Here is a 17,359-nt window from a genome sequence, read left to right on the forward strand (position 1 = left end):
GAATCTCGGGGGAGGGCGGGTTTTTGCATGTCACAGGCCCTACTTCAGAAGTTGGCGGGCCATGACCATGCGCTGGATCTGGTTGGTGCCCTCGTAGATCTGGGTGATCTTGGCGTCGCGCATCATGCGTTCGACGGGGAACTCGCGGGTGTAGCCGTAGCCGCCGAGGAGCTGGACGGCGTCGGTGGTGACGTCCATGGCGACGTCGGAGGCGAGGCACTTGCAGGCGGAGGAGACGAAGGTCAGGTCCGGCACCTTCTCGCCGTGCATGGCGCGCTCGGACTTGATGGCGGCGTGGTAGGTCAGCTGGCGGGCGCCTTCGAGGCGCATGGCCATGTCGGCGAGCATGAACTGCACGCCCTGGAAGTCACCGATCGCCTTGCCGAACTGCTTGCGCTCCTTGACGTAGCCGACGGCGTAGTCGAGGGCGCCCTGGGCGATGCCGAGGGCCTGGGCGGCGATGGTGATGCGGGTGTGGTCGAGCGTGGCGAGGGCGGTCTTGAAGCCGGTGCCCTCCGCGCCGATGATGCGGTCAGCGGGGATGCGGACGTTCTCCAAGATGACCTGGCGCGTGGGTGAGCCCTTGATCCCGAGCTTCTTCTCCTTGGGGCCGAACGAGACCCCGGCGTCGGACTTCTCCACGACGAAGGCGGAGATGCCGCGAGCCCCGGCGGCGGGATCGGTGACGGCCATCACCGTGTAGTACTCCGACTCTCCGGCGTTGGTGATCCACATCTTGGCGCCGTTCAGGACCCAGTGATCCCCGTCACGGACGGCCCTGGTCTTCATGCCCGCGGCGTCGGACCCGGCCTCGGCTTCGGACAGGGCGTAGGAGAACATCGCCTCGCCCTTGGCCACCGGATTCAGATACTTTTTCTTCAGCTCTTCGGAGCCCGACAGCAGGACCGGCACCGTGCCGAGCTTGTTGACCGCTGGGATCAGCGAGGAGGACGCGCACGCGCGGGCGACCTCCTCGATCACGATCACCGTTGCCAGGGCGTCGGCACCGGCTCCCCCGTACGCCTCCGGGACGTGCACCGCGTGCAGCTCGTTCTGCACCAGCGCGTCCAGGGCCTCCTTGGGGAAGCGGGACTCCTCGTCGACCTCCACGGCATGCGGGGCGATCTTGGCATCGGCGAGCTCGCGGACCGTCTGGCGGAGGAGTTCATGCTCCTCAGACGGGGCGTATGCAGGAAAGTCGGGACTCATAACACGCATGCTACCGGCCGGTACACTGCGCCCGGCCTGGGCAGGAAGAATGTCGAGAGGAGACACCGTGGCCCACCGCCTCACGGTGATCGGAACCGGGTATCTGGGTGCCACCCATGCGGCCTGCATGGCAGACCTGGGATTCGAGGTCATCGGGCTCGACATCGACCAACGGAAGATCGATCAGCTGTCCGCGGGCCACCTCCCGTTCTACGAGCCGGGGCTGGAGCCGGTCCTGCGCCGCAACCTGGAGAACGGGCGGCTGCGCTTCACCACGTCGTACGAGGAGCTCGCCGAGTTCGGCGACGTGCACTTCGTGTGCGTGGGAACGCCGCAGAAGCTCGGCGAGTACGCGGCCGACCTGACCTTCGTGGACGAGGCCGTCGACGCGCTGGCGCCGCTGCTCCGGCGGCCGTGCCTGGTCGTCGGGAAGTCCACCGTGCCGGTGGGCACCGCGGGGCGCCTGGCGGAGCGCATCGCCCGCCAGGCCCCGGCGGCGGGAGACGCGGTGCTGGCCTGGAATCCGGAGTTCCTGCGGGAGGGCTTCGCCGTCCAGGACACCCTCCACCCGGACCGGATCGTCATCGGCGTGCCCGGCGAGCAGGGCGCCGCCGAGCACGCCGAGAAGGTGCTGCGCGCGATCTACGCGCCGATGCTGGCGGAGGGCACGCCGTTCATCGTCGCCGACTACCCGACGTCGGAGCTGGTCAAGGTCTCCGCCAACGCCTTCCTCGCCACCAAGATCTCCTTCATCAACGCGATGGCCGAGGTGTGCGAGGCGGCGCACGCCGATGTGACGAAACTCTCCGAGGCGCTGTCCTACGACGACCGCATCGGCGGCAAGTTCCTCGGGGCGGGCCTGGGCTTCGGCGGCGGCTGCCTGCCCAAGGACATCCGCGCGTTCATGGCCCGCGCCGGCGAGCTCGGCGCCGACCAGGCCCTGACGTTCCTGCGCGAGGTGGACGAGATCAACATCCGCCGCCGGATCCGCATGGTCGATCTGGCCCGGCACCAGCTCGGCGGCTCGTTCATCGACCGGACGGTCGGGGTGCTCGGCGCGGCGTTCAAGCCCAACTCCGACGACATCCGCGATTCGCCCGCCCTCGATGTGGCCGCGTCCATCCGTGGCCAGGGCGCGACGGTCACCGTCTACGACCCGCAGGCGATGGAGAACGCCCGGCGCGCCCACCCCGATCTCACCTTCGGCGGCTCGGCCCTGGAGGCGGCCAAGGACGCGCACGTGGTGCTCCTCCTGACCGAGTGGGCCGAGTTCCGCGACATGGACCCGTTCGAGCTCGGCGCCGTCGTGGCTGAGAAGAACATCGTGGACGGCCGCAACGCCCTGGACCCCGAACGCTGGCGCGCCGCCGGCTGGAGCTACCGCGCCCTCGGCCGCCCCCAAGCCCCCTAGCTCCGGAATCCCGACGCCCGGGCGGCTGTTGTCGTGGACATGGCTGATGCTTACGCGGACCTGACGGTGATCCGGCGGCTGTTGAACGAGACGAAGACGTGGGCGTTCGTGGGTCTGGGCGACAACCCCGGCCGCGAGGTCCACACCCAGGCGCGGCTCCTTCAGCAGCGCGGCAAAAGGATCATCCCGGTCCATCCGGCCGGGCGGACCGTGCTGGGCGAACAGGGGTACGCGTCGCTGGCCGACATCCCCGCCTCGGAACGACCCATCGACGTCGTCGGCGTCTACCGGCGGGCGGAGCACGCCGGAGCGGTCGTGGACGAGGCGATCGCCGCCGGGGCCAAGGCCGTCTGGCTCCCGCTGGACGTGATCGACGAAGCCGCGGCCAAGCGCGCCCAGGAGGCGGGCCTGGACGTGGTCATGGACCGCTGCCCGGCAGTCGAATGGGCTCTACGACGTAACTAGAGGGCGTAACTAGAGGCTGTCGCGGAGGCGGGCGCCTTTGGTTTTGGCCTGGTCGTACAGGTCTTGCTGGAAGTCCTTCATCTTGGCCTGGAGGGCCGCGTCGGACGCCGCCAGGATGCGTACGGCCAGCAGGCCCGCGTTGCGCGCGCCGCCGACCGCGACGGTCGCGACGGGGACACCGGCGGGCATCTGGACGATCGACAGCAGCGAGTCCATGCCGTCCAGGTACTTCAGCGGCACGGGCACGCCGATGACGGGCAGCGGGGTCACCGAGGCGAGCATGCCGGGCAGGTGGGCGGCCCCGCCCGCACCCGCGATGATCACGCGCAGGCCACGGCCGGCCGCGTCCACCCCGTACTGGATCATGTCGTGCGGCATGCGGTGCGCGGAGACGACGTCGGCCTCGTAGCCCACGCCGAACTCCTCCAGCGCCTCGGCGGCGGCCTTCATGACCGGCCAGTCCGAGTCGCTGCCCATCACCACACCGACCAGCGGCGTCGTCATGCGTCCCCCTTGAGAGTCGTTTCCTTCCGGGGCCCCCCAGGCCCCCAGCGGAGGTAGTCGGCGGCGTGGCGGGCGCGTTCGCGGACGTCGGCGAGATCGTCGCCGAGCGCGGTGACATGGCCGATCTTGCGGCCGGGGCGGACCTCCTTGCCGTAGAGGTTCACCTTGATGCCCGGATCATGCGCCATCACGTGGAGGTAGCGGGAGTGGACGTCCGGGTCGTCGCCGCCCAGCACGTTGGCCATCACGACGTACGGCGCCGTCGGCCTGGTCTCGCCGAGCGGCAGATCCAGGACGGCCCGCAGGTGCTGCTCGAACTGGGAGGTGCGCGAGCCCTCGATCGTCCAGTGGCCGGAGTTGTGCGGGCGCATGGCCAGCTCGTTCACCAGCAGGCCCCGGTCGCCCTCGAACAGCTCGACCGCCAGCAGGCCGGTCACGCCCAGCCTCTCGGCGATCTCCAGGGCGAGTCGCTGGGCTTCGGCGGCGATCTCCTCGTCCAGGCCGGGTGCGGGTGCGAGCACCTCGACGCAGATGCCGTTCTCCTGGACGGTCTCCACGATGGGGTAGGCCGCGCCCTGACCGTGGGGTGAACGGGCCACCAGGGCGGCCAGCTCGCGGCGGAACGGGACGTGCTCCTCGACCATCAGGCTCAGGCCCTGGGCTAGGAGCTCCCGCACCAGTCCTTCGTCCGGCCCGTCGAGCACCCAGACGCCCTTGCCGTCGTAGCCGCCGCGGGTGGCCTTCAGCACCACCGGCCAGCCGGTCTCGCGCCCGAAGCCCTCGATGATCGCCAACGGGTCGTCCCCGCCGACCTCGGCATAACGCGGGCAGGGCGCGCCCAGCGCGCTCAACCGGTCACGCATGACCAGCTTGTCCTGGGCGTGCAGGAGGGCGGCGGCCCCGGGCCGGCAGGGGGTCCCGGCGGCCTCGACGGCCTCGATGTGACCGCCGGGCACGTGCTCGTGGTCGAACGTGACGACGTCGCAGCCCTTGGCGAACGCGCTGAGATCGTCCAGGGAACGGTCATCGCCGATCCGGACGTCCGCGCACACCTTCGCGGCCGAGTCGTCCGGCGAACCGGCGAGCACCCGCAGATTGACGCCGAGTCCGATCGCGGCCTGCTGGGTCATCCGGGCCAGCTGCCCGCCCCCGGCCATCCCCACGACAGGCCCCTGAGCTGGATTTCTCACGAGGAGAAGGTTATCGGCCGCCCAAGAGTGAACGAACGGGGCGTCTCATGCGTCGGACTGGGTGTGGTCACGTGAACGGTGGGCAGGGAACCGCCCAGGTAGTGTGAAACGTTCATGTTCTGGCGTCACGGGGGCACCATACGTCTATTCTCGATGTTTATTCTCGTGGTGCCTTCGCAGCCACCGTGCACTAGCAGCAGCCCGGAAGGACTCCCCTTCGTGAGCCTCGTCGCCAACCTTTATCGCCGTTTCGCGTACCTTGTGCACGAGCTCATGAAGTTCGGCAGCGTCGGCGCCATAGCGTTCGCCATCACGATCGGGCTCAGCAATGTCCTGCACTCCGACTCCGGCCTCGGCATGGGCCCGCTGTCGTCGAACGCGATCGCCACCGTGATCGCCACGACGTTCGCCTACGTGGCCAACCGGTTCTGGACCTTCCGGCACCGCGACCGCACCGGCCTCGGCCGGGAGTACGTGCTGTTCTTCGCGCTGAACGGCGTCGGCCTGGTGATCACCCAGCTGTTCATCGGCTTCACCCACTACGTGCTGGAGCTGACCGGCGCGATCCCCTACAACGCCGCGCTGATCATCGGGACCGGCGTGGCGACGCTGTTCCGCTTCTGGTCGTACAAGAAGTGGGTGTTCCTGCCCATCACCTCACCGCAGGTCGACCCCGCGTCCGGCCTGCCCGAGGCGGGTGAGGAGATCCCCGCACCGGGTCACCAGCCGGTGAACGGGCACACGCTGCAGCCGCTCGGCCATCCCATCGACGCCCGCCAGGCCGAGGATCTCGCGGAGTCCACGCAGAGCCACTGAGACCGGCCACCGGGCCCAAAGCCACGTCGGCCCCCCGACAGGGTCACGTCGGCCCTACGACCACGCGCTGCTCGGCGAGCTGGACCTCGGCGGGCTGGCGCAGGAAGACCCCGAAGACCGCGGGCCGCGGCGAGATCAGCTCCAGTCTGCCGCCGTCCACGACCGCCAGTGAACGCGCCAGGTAGAGCCCGAGGCCCGTGCCCCTGCCGCTGCTGACGCTGCGTTCGAAGATCCGGGGCTCCAGGTCGCCCGGGATGCCCGGCCCCTCGTCGCCGATCTCCACCATCACCGAGCCGACGCCCGGCTTGGTGTTGATCGTGACGGTTCCCCCGCCGTGGACCAGCGAGTTGTCCAGCAGCGTGGCGATGATCTGGGAGAGCCCCTCGGGGTTGGTCATGCCGATCAGGCCGCGGTCGCCGGTGATGCTGATCTCCCGGCCGTCCCGGCGGAAGATCGGCTGCCACTCCTCGACCTGCTGGGCGATGATGTCGTCGATGGACAGGGCTGCGGCGGCGCCGGTGCGGTCATGCCGGGCGCGGGCCAGCAGCTGTTCCACGACGGCGACCAGGCGTTCGGTCTGGGCGACGGCCGCGGCGCCCTCCTCCCGGACCACATCCGGGTATTCGGCCGCCTCGATCATCTCCTCCAGCCGCATGGACAGCGCGGTCAGCGGCGTGCGGAGCTGGTGGCTCGCGTCGGAGGCGAACTCGCGGCTGGCGGCCAGCAGATCCGCGATCCGCACGGCACTGCGGTCCAGCACCTCGGCCACCCGGTCGACCTCGGGGATGCCGTACCGACGTCGCCGCGGCCGGGCGTTGCCCGAGCCGAGCCGGTCGGCCGTCTCGGCCAGATCGCTGAGCGGCAGGGTCAACTTGCGGGCCTGGAAGATGGCCAGGCCGACGGTCACGGCCATGCCGAGCACGGCGAGGCCGCCGATGAGCAGCAACTGCCGCAGCGCCTCGTCCTGGACCTCCGACGCCTCCTGCGAGACCTGAACGTGCACGCCCGACTGGGTCCGCGAGTCGGTCAGCAGGCCGGCGCCGTCCGGCGGCTTGCCGCCCGCGGTTATCACCTTGTTGTCCGGCAGGGTTATCACGATGTAGCGGCCGTGGTACTCCTGCGAGATCTTTTCGCTGGTGATGTCCTGCCCGGACTCGAGGCTGAACAGCACGCCGCCCACGATCGAGGAGGCCTCGCGCTCCAGCGACTGCTGGGCCTCCTCGTAGATGAGCTTGTGCGTCGCGTACGCGAGGGGGATGCCGAGCAGCAGGATCGCCACGACCGCCACCGCGAGCGTCGAGAAGAGCAGTCGACGCCTCATCAGGGCTCCTTACCGAGGTGAAGCCATGACCGTGCAGCCCTGCACCCTCGCCGCGCACGGCGGCCGGTGCAGGACTGCAGGACCACGACGGGTCGGGCCAGGGCGCAACGCCAGAGGACGTGACGCCCCAGGGCGTCACGTCCTAGTCGCCTCGCTCGAACCGGAACCCGACACCCCGCACGGTGGTGATGTAGCGCGGGCTGCCGGCGTCGTCGCCGAGTTTGCGGCGCAGCCAGGAGATATGCATGTCGAGCGTCTTGGTCGAGCCCCACCAGTTGGTGTCCCACACCTCGCGCATGATCTGTTCGCGGGTCACCACCTTGCCGGCGTCCCGGACGAGCACACGCAGCAGATCGAACTCTTTGGTGGTCAGCTGGAGCTCCTGGTCGCCCATCCAGGCACGGCGCGACTCGGCGTCGATCCGCACGCCCTGCACGATCGGGGTCTCGGTGCTGCCGCGTCGCAGCAGGGCCCGGACCCGGGCGAGCAGTTCGGCCAGCCGGAACGGCTTGGTGACGTAGTCGTCGGCGCCGGCGTCCAGACCGACGACCGTGTCCACCTCGTCGGCACGGGCGGTCAAGATGAGGATGGGCACTCCATGGCCCTCCGAACGGACCCGGCGTGCCACCTCGAGCCCGTCGAGCTCGGGCAGTCCAAGGTCGAGAACGATGAGGTCCACGCCACCGCCGAGCGCACGCTCCAGGGCCTGCGGCCCGTCCGGGCTCACTTCAACGGTGTAGCCCTCCCGGCGCAGCGCTCGGGCGAGAGGCTCGGAGATGGACGTGTCGTCCTCGGCGAGCAGTACTGAGGTCATGAACCGATCGTATGGCCATTCATGAACGTTTCCCGGCTACCGCCGCGCTCTTGACCTGCGGTTTGCCACTCGTAGTACATCCTCGAACACCCACAAACCGCGATGTAATGGGAGGTAGTCGCCACACTGGCCCCACCAACCCCCACTGTCCCGCATGGGATGTCGCCCCGGCGATCCCGCTAGGCGACGATCGCGACGGAGGCACCGGGAAGGGTCAAACCCGCTCCGGCGGCCCCCGCTCCCGAACGGTCGAGGTGCACGGCGGGGTCGGAGGCGAGGATCACGCGCGTGCCGGTGACCGGCGGGCGGGCCGCGCCGGTGCCCAGGTTCGCGGCGACCGTGAGCCGGCCGCGACGGACGACCAGCCAGCGCGCCTCCTCGTCGTACGCGACGTCCACCTCGGACAGGCGTGGGTCGGTCAGGTCAGGCCAGGCGTGCCGGAGGGCGATCAGAGACCGGTGCCATTCGAGCATCTCCCGGTGCGGGGGCTTGCCCGGCTCGGCCCAGTCGAGGATCGACCGCCGGTACGTGTCCACAGCCTGTGGATCGGGAACCTCGCCCGCCCAGCCGTGCCGGCCGAACTCCCGCCGCCGCCCCTCGCTGATGGCACGGCCCAGCTCGGGTTCGACGTGGTCGGTGAAGTAGCAGAAGGGCGTGCCCGCCGCCCATTCCTCCCCCATGAACAACATGGGCGTGAACGGCGATGTCAGGACGAGCGCCGCGCCGACCTTGAGCAGTCCGGCCGGGACGGTGGCGCCGATCCGGTCGCCGACGGCCCGGTTGCCCACCTGATCGTGATTCTGGAGGTACGCCAGGAAGCGGTGGCCGGGGATCCTGTGCACGTCCACGGGCCGCCCGTGATGCCTCCCCCGGAAAGTCGACCATGTGCCGTCGTGCACGAAGACCCGTGTGAGGGCCTTGGCGAGCGTCTCCATCGACCCGAAGTCGGAGTAGTAGCCCTGCCGCTCCCCGCTCAGGGCGGCGTGCAGAGCGTGGTGGAAGTCGTCGTTCCACTGCGCGTCGAGCCCGTAGCCGCCCGCCTCCCGGGCGCTGACCAGCCGCGGGTCGTTGAGATCGGATTCGGCGATCAGGAACGGCTCGCGGCCGAGGCTCGCGGCGAGCCCGTCCACCGCGATCGCGAGCTCCTCCAGGATGTGCACGGCCTGGTTGTCGGCGATGGCGTGCACCGCGTCCAGGCGCAGCCCGTCGACATGGTGGTCGCGCAACCACATGAGCGCGTTCTCGACGACGAACGCCCGGACCTCGTCCGCGCCCGCGCGGTCGAAGTTCACAGCGTCGCCCCAAGGCGTGGCGTAGAAGTCGGTGAAGTAGGGGCCGTAGCTCTTCAGCCGGTTTCCGCTGGGCCCGAGATGGTTGTAGACCACGTCCAGCACCACGGCCAGCCCGCGCCCGTGCGCCGCGTCGACAAATCGATTGAGCGCGTCGGGACCCCCGTACGGCTCGTGGACGGCCCACAGATGCACGCCGTCGTATCCCCAACCCTGCGTGCCGGGGAACGAGGCCATCGGCATCAACTCAACGGCGTCGACGCCCAACGACACGAGGTGGTCGAGCTTGCCGATGGCCGCGTCGAGAGTGCCCTCCGGGGTGAAGGTGCCGATGTGCAGCTCGTACAGCACGCTTCCGCGCAGCGGCCGCCCCCGCCAGCTCTGATCGGTCCAGGCGAAGCGATCGTGCTCGTACACCCGGCTCACGCCATGCGCCCCGTACGGCTGCCAGAGGGAACGCGGGTCCGGCAGCACCTCGTCCACGTCGTCCAGAACGAATCCGTAGTCCGTGCCATGTCCGGCGTCGGCGACCTCGGCCCGCCACCTGCCCGGCCGTTCCTCCACGGGCCGCATCGCATGCCGCACGAGCTTCGCGCCGTTGCCAGTCGCCACCTGGACCCGTTCGGCGCCGGGCGCCCACACCTCGAACGTCGTCGTCATTCGCTCACTCACTAGCAGGGACTCGGTCAGGGATCAGGAGGGCCACCGGCAGCAGATCGAGCACCTCGGAGAGGAGCAGCCGCGGCCCCTGGTGGACCACGCCGGTGAGGACGTCCCGCCATGCCTCGGCGGTGACCTCGACGACGGTGCCGCCCCAGCCGCCGCGCCGTTCCAGCCCGGCGGGCAGCCGGGTCACCACGGTGACCGCCTCGCCGCGCCGGAACGCGACCGCGTGATCAGCGGCAGGCCCCGCCACGGCCACCGGGTCGTACGTGCCGCCTCCGAACCACTCCGGATGGTCGCGCCGCAGCCGCAACGCCCGCGCCGTCACCATGAGCTTCTCGTCGTGGGTGTCGCTCGGCGCGCGGCCGCTGTCCAGGCGGGTGAGCCGCGCGCGCCGCCGCCCGTAGTCGACCGGCCGCCGGTTGTCGGGATCGACCAGCGACAGCCCGATCAGCTCGCAGCCCTGGTAGACGTCCGGAACACCCGGCATGGTGAGCTGGACGAGCTTCTGCCCGAGGCTGTTGGCCCGGGCGTACGGCGCGATGCGCCCTACGAAGTCCGTGATGCTCTTGCCCAGGTCCGCGTCCGCCATGATCCGGTGGGCGTACGCGAGGACCGCCTCCTCGTACTCGGGATCGCCGTCGACCCACGACGTGCGGGTCTTGGCCTCCCTCATGGCCTTGGTCAGGAAACCGGCCAGCCGGTCCTCGGTGACCGGCCATGCTCCGGCGAGCGTCTGCCACAGCAGGTATTCCAGGTCGGGCTCCAGCGGAACACCCTCCGGAAACCAGGTGTGCCAGTGCCGCACGGCCGCCGCCCACTCCGCGGGCAGCTCGGCCAGCACCGCCAGGCGTGCCCGCACGTCTTCCTGCCGCTTGGTGTCATGTGTGGAGAGCGTCGTCATGGTGACGGGCCAGTCGCGCGCGATCCGGCCGCAGAACGAGTGGAAGTCTGCGGCACCTACCGAGAACCGCTCGGGGTCACCGCCCACCTCGTTCAAGGCCGCCATCCGCGACCAGCGGTAGAACGCGGTGTCCTCCACCCCCTTGGCCGCCAGCGGCGCCGACGTCTGCTGGAACCGCACCACGAACTCACCGTAGTCCGGTGACTCCGATGAGTCCGGTGTGTCCAGCCCGAGAACGAGCCGGACGACCGCCTCCAGCAGCTCGTGCAGCTCCTCCGGCAGGTGTGCCCGTGCTCGATGGGCCGCCTGTCCGATCACCTCGACCGCCTGCGCGGGCGCCTCCTCGCCGGGAACCGCATAGGCCCGATAGACCGGGACCGCGATCAGCAGCTCGAACAGCACCCGTTCCAAGGCCTCGGGAGACTCCGACGGCAAGGTCCGGCACAGCACCTTGTGCAGGCGTGCCATCTCGGGCCGCAGCCCGTGCTCCGCCACGTACCGCCGCGACGCGTTCTCCACCTCGGCGAACCCCGGCGGCCCACCGGTGAACGAGACGTAGGTGTCGGTGAGCGGCTTCTCCCCATCGGGATCGATGAACAGCCCACCGACCATGCCGAGCGCGTCGTAGCCGGTCGTGCCCGCGCACCGCCAGTCGCCCGGGAGCTCCTCCTCCCCCGTGGTGATCTTCTCGACGAGCACCCACGCCGAGGCGGCCCGCGAGCCCAGGCGGTCCAGATAACCGCGCGGGTCGGCGAGCCCGTCCGGATGATCGACGCGCAACCCGTCGACGAGCCCCTCGTCCACCAGCCGCAACGTGAGCTCATGGGTGCCTTCGAAGACCTCCGGATCTTCCTGACGCAGACCGATCAACCCCGAGATGTCGAAGAACCGCCGGTAGTTGACCTCGCCCTCCCACGGCAGCACGACCCGGCCGTCGCCGGCCTCCCAGTCGATGTCGAACCAGCGCGCGTACGGCGAGGACGCGCCCCCGGCCAGCACCGAGGCCAGCGGCCTGTTGAGGTCCACCGGCATCGGCACGGCCATGTGGTTGGGAACGATGTCCACGAGCAGTTTCAGACCGTGCGAGCGGAAGCGCGCCACCATGGCCCGGAAGGCGTCCTCGCCACCCAGCTCCTCCGCGAGCCGTTCGTGGTCGATCACGTCGTACCCGTGCGTCGAGCCGGGCGCCGCCCGCAACACCGGCGACAGGTAGACATGCGAGACGCCCAGCGAGGCAAGGTACGGAGCGAGCGCCGCCGCCTCGGCGAACCCGAAGCGCTGCCCGGGCTCGTCGCCGACACCGCACAGCTGCAGCCGGTAGGCGCCGGCGGGGAATCCTTGGGTCTCCGACGTCTCAGACACGGCGCAGCACCTGCACCGAACGTTGCTCGACCAGCACCGACTCACCGGCCTTGACGGCGGTGGGGCCCCGATCCTCGGCGAGCATCGGATCCGCGGTGTCGACCACCTTGATCCACATCCCTCCGTACCGCGCCGGCGGCAGCGCGAAGTCGAGATCCTCATGGTGCGCGTTGAACATCAGCAGGAACGAGTCGTCACGGATGGGCTCGCCGCGGCGGCCGGGCTCGCTGATCGCGTTGCCGTTCATGAAGACCTGCATCGACTTCGCGAAACCCGCCGACCAGTCGGCCTCGGCCATCTGCCGCCCGCCGGGGGTGAACCAGACCAGATCCTGCAGCTCCGTCTCCGCCCGCATGATCCGTCTGCCCTGGAAGAAGCGGCGCCGCCGGAACACCGGGTGCTTGGCGCGCAGCCGGGACAGCCGCTGGACGAAGTCCAGCAGCGGGAAATGAACGAGCAGGTCGTCCCAGTTGACCCACGTGAGCGTGTTGTCCTGGCAGTAGGCGTTGTTGTTGCCGCGCTGCGTACGGCCGAGCTCGTCGCCGTGCGACAACATCGGGACTCCCTGGGACAGGAAGATGGTCGCGAGCAGGTTGCGCTTCTGCCGCTCGCGCAGGGCAAGGACCTCCAGGTCATCGACCATGCCCTCGTAGCCGCAGTTCCACGAGCGGTTGTCGTCGGTGCCGTCCCGGTTCGCCTCGCCGTTGGCGTCGTTGTGCTTGACGTTGTACGAGACAAGGTCGTTCAGAGTGAATCCGTCGTGGCAGGTCACAAAGTTGATCGAGGCGAACGGCTTGCGGCCGTCCTCGGCGTAGAGATCGCTCGAACCCGCCAGCCGCGACGCGAATTCCGGCATCGTCGAGGGCTTCCCCCGCCAGAAATCCCGCACCGTGTCCCGGTACTTGCCGTTCCACTCCGACCACAAGGGCGGGAAGTTGCCCACCTGGTAGCCGCCCTCACCGACGTCCCACGGCTCGGCGATCAGCTTGACCTGCGAGACCACCGGATCCTGCTGGACCAGGTCGAAGAACGCCGACAGCCGGTCCACCTCGTGGAACTGCCGGGCCAGCGTGGCCGCGAGGTCGAACCGGAACCCGTCGACGTGCATCTCGGTGACCCAGTAGCGCAGCGAATCCATGATCATCTGGAGGACGTGGGGACTGCGCATGAGCAGGCTGTTGCCCGTTCCCGTGGTGTCCATGTGGAAGCGCGGGTCGTCGTCGACCAGCCGGTAGTACGAGGCGTTGTCGAGCCCGCGGAACGACAGCGTGGGCCCGAGGTGGTTGCCCTCGGCGGTGTGGTTGTAGACGACGTCGAGAATGACCTCGATCCCCGCCTCGTGCAGGGCCTTCACCATCGCCTTGAACTCCAGCACCTGCTCGCCGCGGCGGCCGCCGGCGGAGTACTCGTTGTGCGGCGCGAAGAAGCCGATCGTGTTGTAACCCCAGTAGTTGCGCAGGCCGCGCTTGAGCAGGAAGTCGTCGTGCACGAACTGGTGGACCGGCATGAGCTCGACCGCCGTGATCCCGAGGTTCCGGAAATAGTCGATCATCACCGGATGGCCGAGGGCGGCGTAGGTGCCCCGCGCCTCCGCCGGGATCTCGGGATGCGTGATCGTGAGCCCCTTCACATGGGCCTCGTAGATCACCGTCTCGTGGTACGAGGTGCGCGGCGGCCGGTCGTCCCCCCAGTCGAAATAGGGGCTCACCACCACTGACCGCATGGTGTGCGGGGCCGAGTCGAGATCGTTGCGCGACCAGGGATCCCCGAAGGTGTAGCCGAAACAGGACGCGTCCCAGTCCACCTCGCCCTCGATGGCCATCGCGTACGGATCGAGCAGGAGCTTGGCCGGATTGCAGCGGTGGCCCTCGCTGGGCTCGTACGGCCCGTGCACCCGGTAGCCGTACCGCTGCCCCGGCATGATGCCCGGGAGGTACCCGTGCCAGACGAACGCGTCCGCTTCCGGCAAGGGGATGCGGGTCTCCGTCCCGTCCTCGCCGTCGAACAGGCACAGCTCCACGCGTTCGGCGGCCTCGGTGAAGACGGCGAAGTTGGTGCCCGCACCGTCGAAGTGAGCACCCAGCGGATACGCGTCCCCAGGCCAGACGTCCGCCATGCTCTCTGCCTTTCCAGCCGGGGGGTCCCTCGCGAACGGATGCTTCCCCATGAGGGTTGACTCACACCGAACGGGAGGCGACTGGCCAGATCGGACATTCCTGGGTACCGTTAGGATTGCCTAACCTTAATGAGGCTGCCCTAAGAGAAAGGCCCCCCGGCTCATGTACGTCTGCATCTGCAACGCCGTCACGGAAGACGACGTACGCGGCTGCATGGCGGACGGTTGCAAGACGACCAAGGACGTCAAGACCGCCTGCGGCATGAAGCCGGGTTGCGGCTCCTGCACCAAGCGGCTGTCCGCGATGGTCAGCGAGTACCGGACGGCCAGCGACCTGGTGGACGCCATGACCGGCGGACCGGCCCCGCTGGAGGTCGTTCCGGAGCAGCCTCTCGCGCCACCGGCCCCGGTGGTCGCGACGGAGATCACCAAGAGAGGAAACACCGCCACGACCGCAGCCTGAGGCCCCTTATCAGAGGCCACCCGCCACGACCGTGATCGAGAAGACACGCGCCGGGCGGGCTTCAGTGCTGTCCACGGAGCTCCAGACGTGACAGCATGGGGTGATATGGAAGGCGACAAGGACATCATCGCGCTGCTCAACGAGCAGCTCACCGCGGAGCTCACCGCGATCAACCAGTACTTCCTGCACGCGAAGATGCAGGACAACTGGGGTTTCACGCGCCTGGCCAAGCACACCCGCGAAGAATCCATCGAAGAGATGAAGCACGCGGAGCGCCTGACCGACCGCATCCTCTTCCTCGATGGGCTCCCCAACTACCAGAAGCTCAACACCCTCAAGATCGGCCAGACCGTCGTCGAGACGCTGAAGGCCGACCTCGAGCTGGAGATGGAGGCGGTCAAGCGGCTGCGCCCCGGCATCGAGCTCATGCGCTCGCGCGGCGACGTCACCTCGGCCCGGATCTTCGAGGACATCCTCGCCAACGAGGAGGAGCACGTCGACTATCTGGAGACCGAGCTGGCCCTGGTCAACTCGCTCGGCGAGCAGAACTACCTGCTCCGCCTGACCGAGGGCCCCGGCGAGAGCATCTCCGAACCTGTGTGACCCGAGTTCGCCTTTCGGCCGCTTTCAGCCTTAGGCAACGCAGACGCCCCGGCACCACCGCCGGGGCGTCTTTTCATACACCTGGGTGGCCACGGCCGTGCAAAGGCCCGCCGGGCAGGCGGGCAGGCTGGGCGGAGCTGCGTAACGTCCGATCAGGCGCGGCGGAGGACGTGCGGTTGGATGATGCCCAGGCCGCGGACGGGGCGGCGGACGATGCGCGTGATCTCGAAGCCGGATTCGTCCGCGAGCTCGGTGGCGAGGGCGTCGTCGATCACCACCGAGCCGGGGCGGGCGAGCGAGGTGAGGCGGGCGGCCAGATTGACCGTGGTGCCGAAGACATCGCCCATCAGCGGGAGGACGGGGCCGTAGGCCACGCCCACGCGGACGTCGGGGACCTCGGTCTCGTCCTTGATCGCTTCGGCGATGGCGAGGGCGATCTCGCCGCCGAGGCGGGGGGAGTCGGCGCTGAAGAGCACCTCGTCGCCGAGGGTCTTGACCAGGCGGCCGCCGCTGGCGGCGACGATGTCTGCGGCGGTCTCCTCGAACCTCTCGACGACCCTGGCGAGCTCCAGTTCCTCCAGCTCGCGGCTCATCTGGGTGAACGAGACCATGTCCGCGAAGCCGACCGTGGTCTGCTGGCGCGCGGGGGCGGAGCCCTCCTGCGAGGCGACCGCCGCCATGGCGCGGGTGCCCGCGGCGGCCAGCTGCCGGCGCCAGGCGTGCACGACGAGGGGCTCGAAATCGTCGATGTGCTTCTCGGCGATCTCGACGATCATCTTGACCGCCTCGTCCCCAGGGGGTTCCTGCGGGTCATGGCTCAGCATGCTGCTCAGCAGGTTGACCTGCCATTCGGCGAGCCGGGTCATGGTCTGGCCGAACGCCCGGACCAGCCGGATCACGCCGTCCTCGTCCAGCACGCCGTCGTCCATGAGGCGCTTGATGCGGGTGAGTGCGGAGACGTCACCCTCGGTGTAGGCGATGGTCTCGTCCGGCATGGTGGGGTAGCCGAACGCCCGCCAGAGGCGGCTGGAGAACTCCTTCGTCACGCCCGACAGGCGGACCGCGTCGACCCGGGTGTAGCGCAGATCGCCGCCGAGCAGGAGCTCCTCGATCTCCTTCGGGTCCGGCATCTCAGCCATCTCCCTGCACCTCCTCCCCCGCGACATATCGTGGCAGATCAGGCACCGCCGAGGCGATCAGTGTCCGAAACCCCGTACGCCGTTCACGCGCCGTCAACCTCCGTGTTCACCGGGCATGCACGGCGCTCACCGGGCATGCACGGCGCTCACCGGGCATGCACGGCGCTCATCGGGCATGAACAGTGCTCACCGGACATGAACCACGTCTCCGGCGCTCACCGGGCGGTCGCCGACGACCAGGCGGCCCGAGCCGTCCACGTCGCGCGCCACGCCGCTGAGCGTCTCGTCGCCGGGCAGATCGACCCGGACGGTCCGGCCGAGGGTGGCGCAGAGTTCCTTGTAGCCCGTGCGCAGTCCGCTCTTCTCCGGATCGCCACCCAGCTCGGTCCACTCGCGGTACCAGCCCTCGAAATGCCGCAGGATCGCGCGCAGCAGCGGCGCCCGGTCGCTGAGCGGGGCACCCTCGATCGCCAGGGACGTGGCGGTGGGCACGGGCAACTCCTCCTCGCGGAGGCCCACGTTGAGCCCGACGCCCACGACCAGGGCGTCGTCCACCTTCTCCGCCAGGATCCCGGCGAGCTTCCGTTCGCCCACGATCAGGTCGTTCGGCCACTTGAGCCGTACGTCCACGGCGACGTCGCCGTGTGCCTCACCGAAGTCCCCGGCCTCGACCCGGGCGGTCATCCGCCGGACGGCCGTGGCCACCGAGAAACCGGTGAGCAGCGGGATCCAGCCCAGCCGCTCGACCGGCACGTCCGGCCGCAACAACATCGAGAACATGAGGCCCGAACGCGCGGGGGCCGCCCACCGGCGGCCCAGCCGCCCCCGGCCGGCCGTCTGCAGCTCGGTGGCCAGCACCGTCCCCTCCGGGGCTCCCTCGCGCGCCGCGGCCATGAGGTCGGCGTTGGTGGATCCGGTCTCGGGCACCACGCGGACGTCCCGCCAGAGCCCGCCGTCCCGGATGAGCGCGCGCCGCAGTGCCGTCTCGTGCAGCGGCGGCCGATCAAGATCGCCATATGCTGACTCGTTCACCCGTCCATCCAACCTCACGCGCGGCTCATGGCAATGCCCCGCCCCGCCGTCCGATCGC

General features: G+C 69.5%; 15 protein-coding genes. 5 read left to right on the top strand and 10 right to left on the bottom strand.

Going from position 1 to position 17,359, the window contains the following annotated elements:
• Positions 1–39 precede the first annotated feature (39 nt).
• Positions 40–1,209 carry an acyl-CoA dehydrogenase gene (locus F8566_RS05200; protein ID WP_151558545.1) on the bottom strand — a complete coding sequence of 390 codons (1,170 nt, stop codon included), beginning with the start codon at positions 1,207–1,209 and terminating at the stop codon, positions 40–42.
• 67 nt (positions 1,210–1,276) lie between these two features.
• Between F8566_RS05200 and F8566_RS05205 the strand changes: the two genes are divergently transcribed.
• Both F8566_RS05205 and F8566_RS05210 read left to right on the top strand, forming a co-directional pair.
• A complete protein-coding gene (locus tag F8566_RS05205; RefSeq protein ID WP_151558547.1) occupies positions 1,277–2,620 on the top strand; it encodes a UDP-glucose dehydrogenase family protein in 1,344 nt (447 codons plus the stop codon).
• Positions 2,621–2,659: 39 nt separating this feature from the next.
• On the top strand, positions 2,660–3,085 hold the full coding sequence (locus F8566_RS05210) for a CoA-binding protein (protein ID WP_151558549.1): 426 nt from the start codon (positions 2,660–2,662) through the stop codon (positions 3,083–3,085).
• Between the two features lie 9 nt (positions 3,086–3,094).
• Here the strand turns inward: F8566_RS05210 and purE are convergent, their stop codons facing one another.
• Both purE and F8566_RS05220 read right to left on the bottom strand, forming a co-directional pair.
• On the bottom strand, positions 3,095–3,589 hold the full coding sequence (gene purE / locus F8566_RS05215; protein ID WP_151558551.1) for a 5-(carboxyamino)imidazole ribonucleotide mutase: 495 nt from the start codon (positions 3,587–3,589) through the stop codon (positions 3,095–3,097).
• Positions 3,586–4,779: a 5-(carboxyamino)imidazole ribonucleotide synthase gene (locus F8566_RS05220; protein ID WP_151558553.1), complete on the bottom strand. Its 1,194-nt coding sequence runs from the start codon at positions 4,777–4,779 to the stop codon at positions 3,586–3,588. Before F8566_RS05220 ends, purE begins: the two co-directional genes overlap by 4 nt.
• A 219-nt stretch (positions 4,780–4,998) precedes the next feature.
• Between F8566_RS05220 and F8566_RS05225 the strand changes: the two genes are divergently transcribed.
• Positions 4,999–5,595: a GtrA family protein gene (locus F8566_RS05225; protein WP_225992891.1), complete on the top strand. Its 597-nt coding sequence runs from the start codon at positions 4,999–5,001 to the stop codon at positions 5,593–5,595.
• 43 nt (positions 5,596–5,638) lie between these two features.
• On the opposite strand, the gene F8566_RS05230 is transcribed toward F8566_RS05225, so the two are convergent.
• From F8566_RS05230 to glgX, 5 genes are all read right to left on the bottom strand, one after another.
• Complete coding sequence (locus F8566_RS05230) at positions 5,639–6,916, bottom strand: ATP-binding protein (RefSeq protein ID WP_151558557.1); 1,278 nt, start codon at positions 6,914–6,916, stop codon at positions 5,639–5,641.
• Positions 6,917–7,058: 142 nt separating this feature from the next.
• On the bottom strand, positions 7,059–7,730 hold the full coding sequence (locus F8566_RS05235) for a response regulator transcription factor (RefSeq protein WP_151558558.1): 672 nt from the start codon (positions 7,728–7,730) through the stop codon (positions 7,059–7,061).
• 179 nt (positions 7,731–7,909) lie between these two features.
• Positions 7,910–9,679, bottom strand: coding sequence for a malto-oligosyltrehalose trehalohydrolase (gene treZ, locus F8566_RS05240; protein ID WP_151558560.1), 1,770 nt, complete (start codon positions 9,677–9,679; stop codon positions 7,910–7,912).
• Positions 9,680–9,683: 4 nt separating this feature from the next.
• Positions 9,684–11,948 carry a malto-oligosyltrehalose synthase gene (treY, locus tag F8566_RS05245; RefSeq protein ID WP_225992892.1) on the bottom strand — a complete coding sequence of 755 codons (2,265 nt, stop codon included), beginning with the start codon at positions 11,946–11,948 and terminating at the stop codon, positions 9,684–9,686.
• The gene (gene glgX, locus F8566_RS05250) at positions 11,941–14,064 is read right to left on the bottom strand and encodes a glycogen debranching protein GlgX (protein WP_151558562.1); all 2,124 of its coding nucleotides are present in this window, start codon (positions 14,062–14,064) and stop codon (positions 11,941–11,943) included. The genes treY and glgX overlap by 8 nt, the downstream gene beginning before the upstream one ends.
• Positions 14,065–14,227: 163 nt before the next feature.
• Between glgX and F8566_RS05255 the strand changes: the two genes are divergently transcribed.
• Complete coding sequence (locus tag F8566_RS05255; RefSeq protein ID WP_151558564.1) at positions 14,228–14,527, top strand: (2Fe-2S)-binding protein; 300 nt, start codon at positions 14,228–14,230, stop codon at positions 14,525–14,527.
• Positions 14,528–14,632: 105 nt separating this feature from the next.
• Entirely contained in the window at positions 14,633–15,130 is a 498-nt protein-coding gene (gene bfr, locus F8566_RS05260; RefSeq protein WP_151558565.1) for a bacterioferritin, read from the top strand.
• A 152-nt stretch (positions 15,131–15,282) separates the two neighbouring features.
• On the opposite strand, the gene F8566_RS05265 is transcribed toward bfr, so the two are convergent.
• Positions 15,283–16,269, bottom strand: coding sequence for an adenylate/guanylate cyclase domain-containing protein (locus F8566_RS05265; protein WP_151558567.1), 987 nt, complete (start codon positions 16,267–16,269; stop codon positions 15,283–15,285).
• A 186-nt stretch (positions 16,270–16,455) separates the two neighbouring features.
• On the bottom strand, positions 16,456–17,301 hold the full coding sequence (locus F8566_RS05270) for a biotin--[acetyl-CoA-carboxylase] ligase (RefSeq protein ID WP_151558569.1): 846 nt from the start codon (positions 17,299–17,301) through the stop codon (positions 16,456–16,458).
• Between the last annotated feature and the right edge of the window lie 58 nt (positions 17,302–17,359).

Origin of the sequence: Actinomadura rudentiformis, assembly GCF_008923185.1 — a bacterium.
Taxonomy (GTDB): domain Bacteria; phylum Actinomycetota; class Actinomycetes; order Streptosporangiales; family Streptosporangiaceae; genus Spirillospora; species Spirillospora rudentiformis.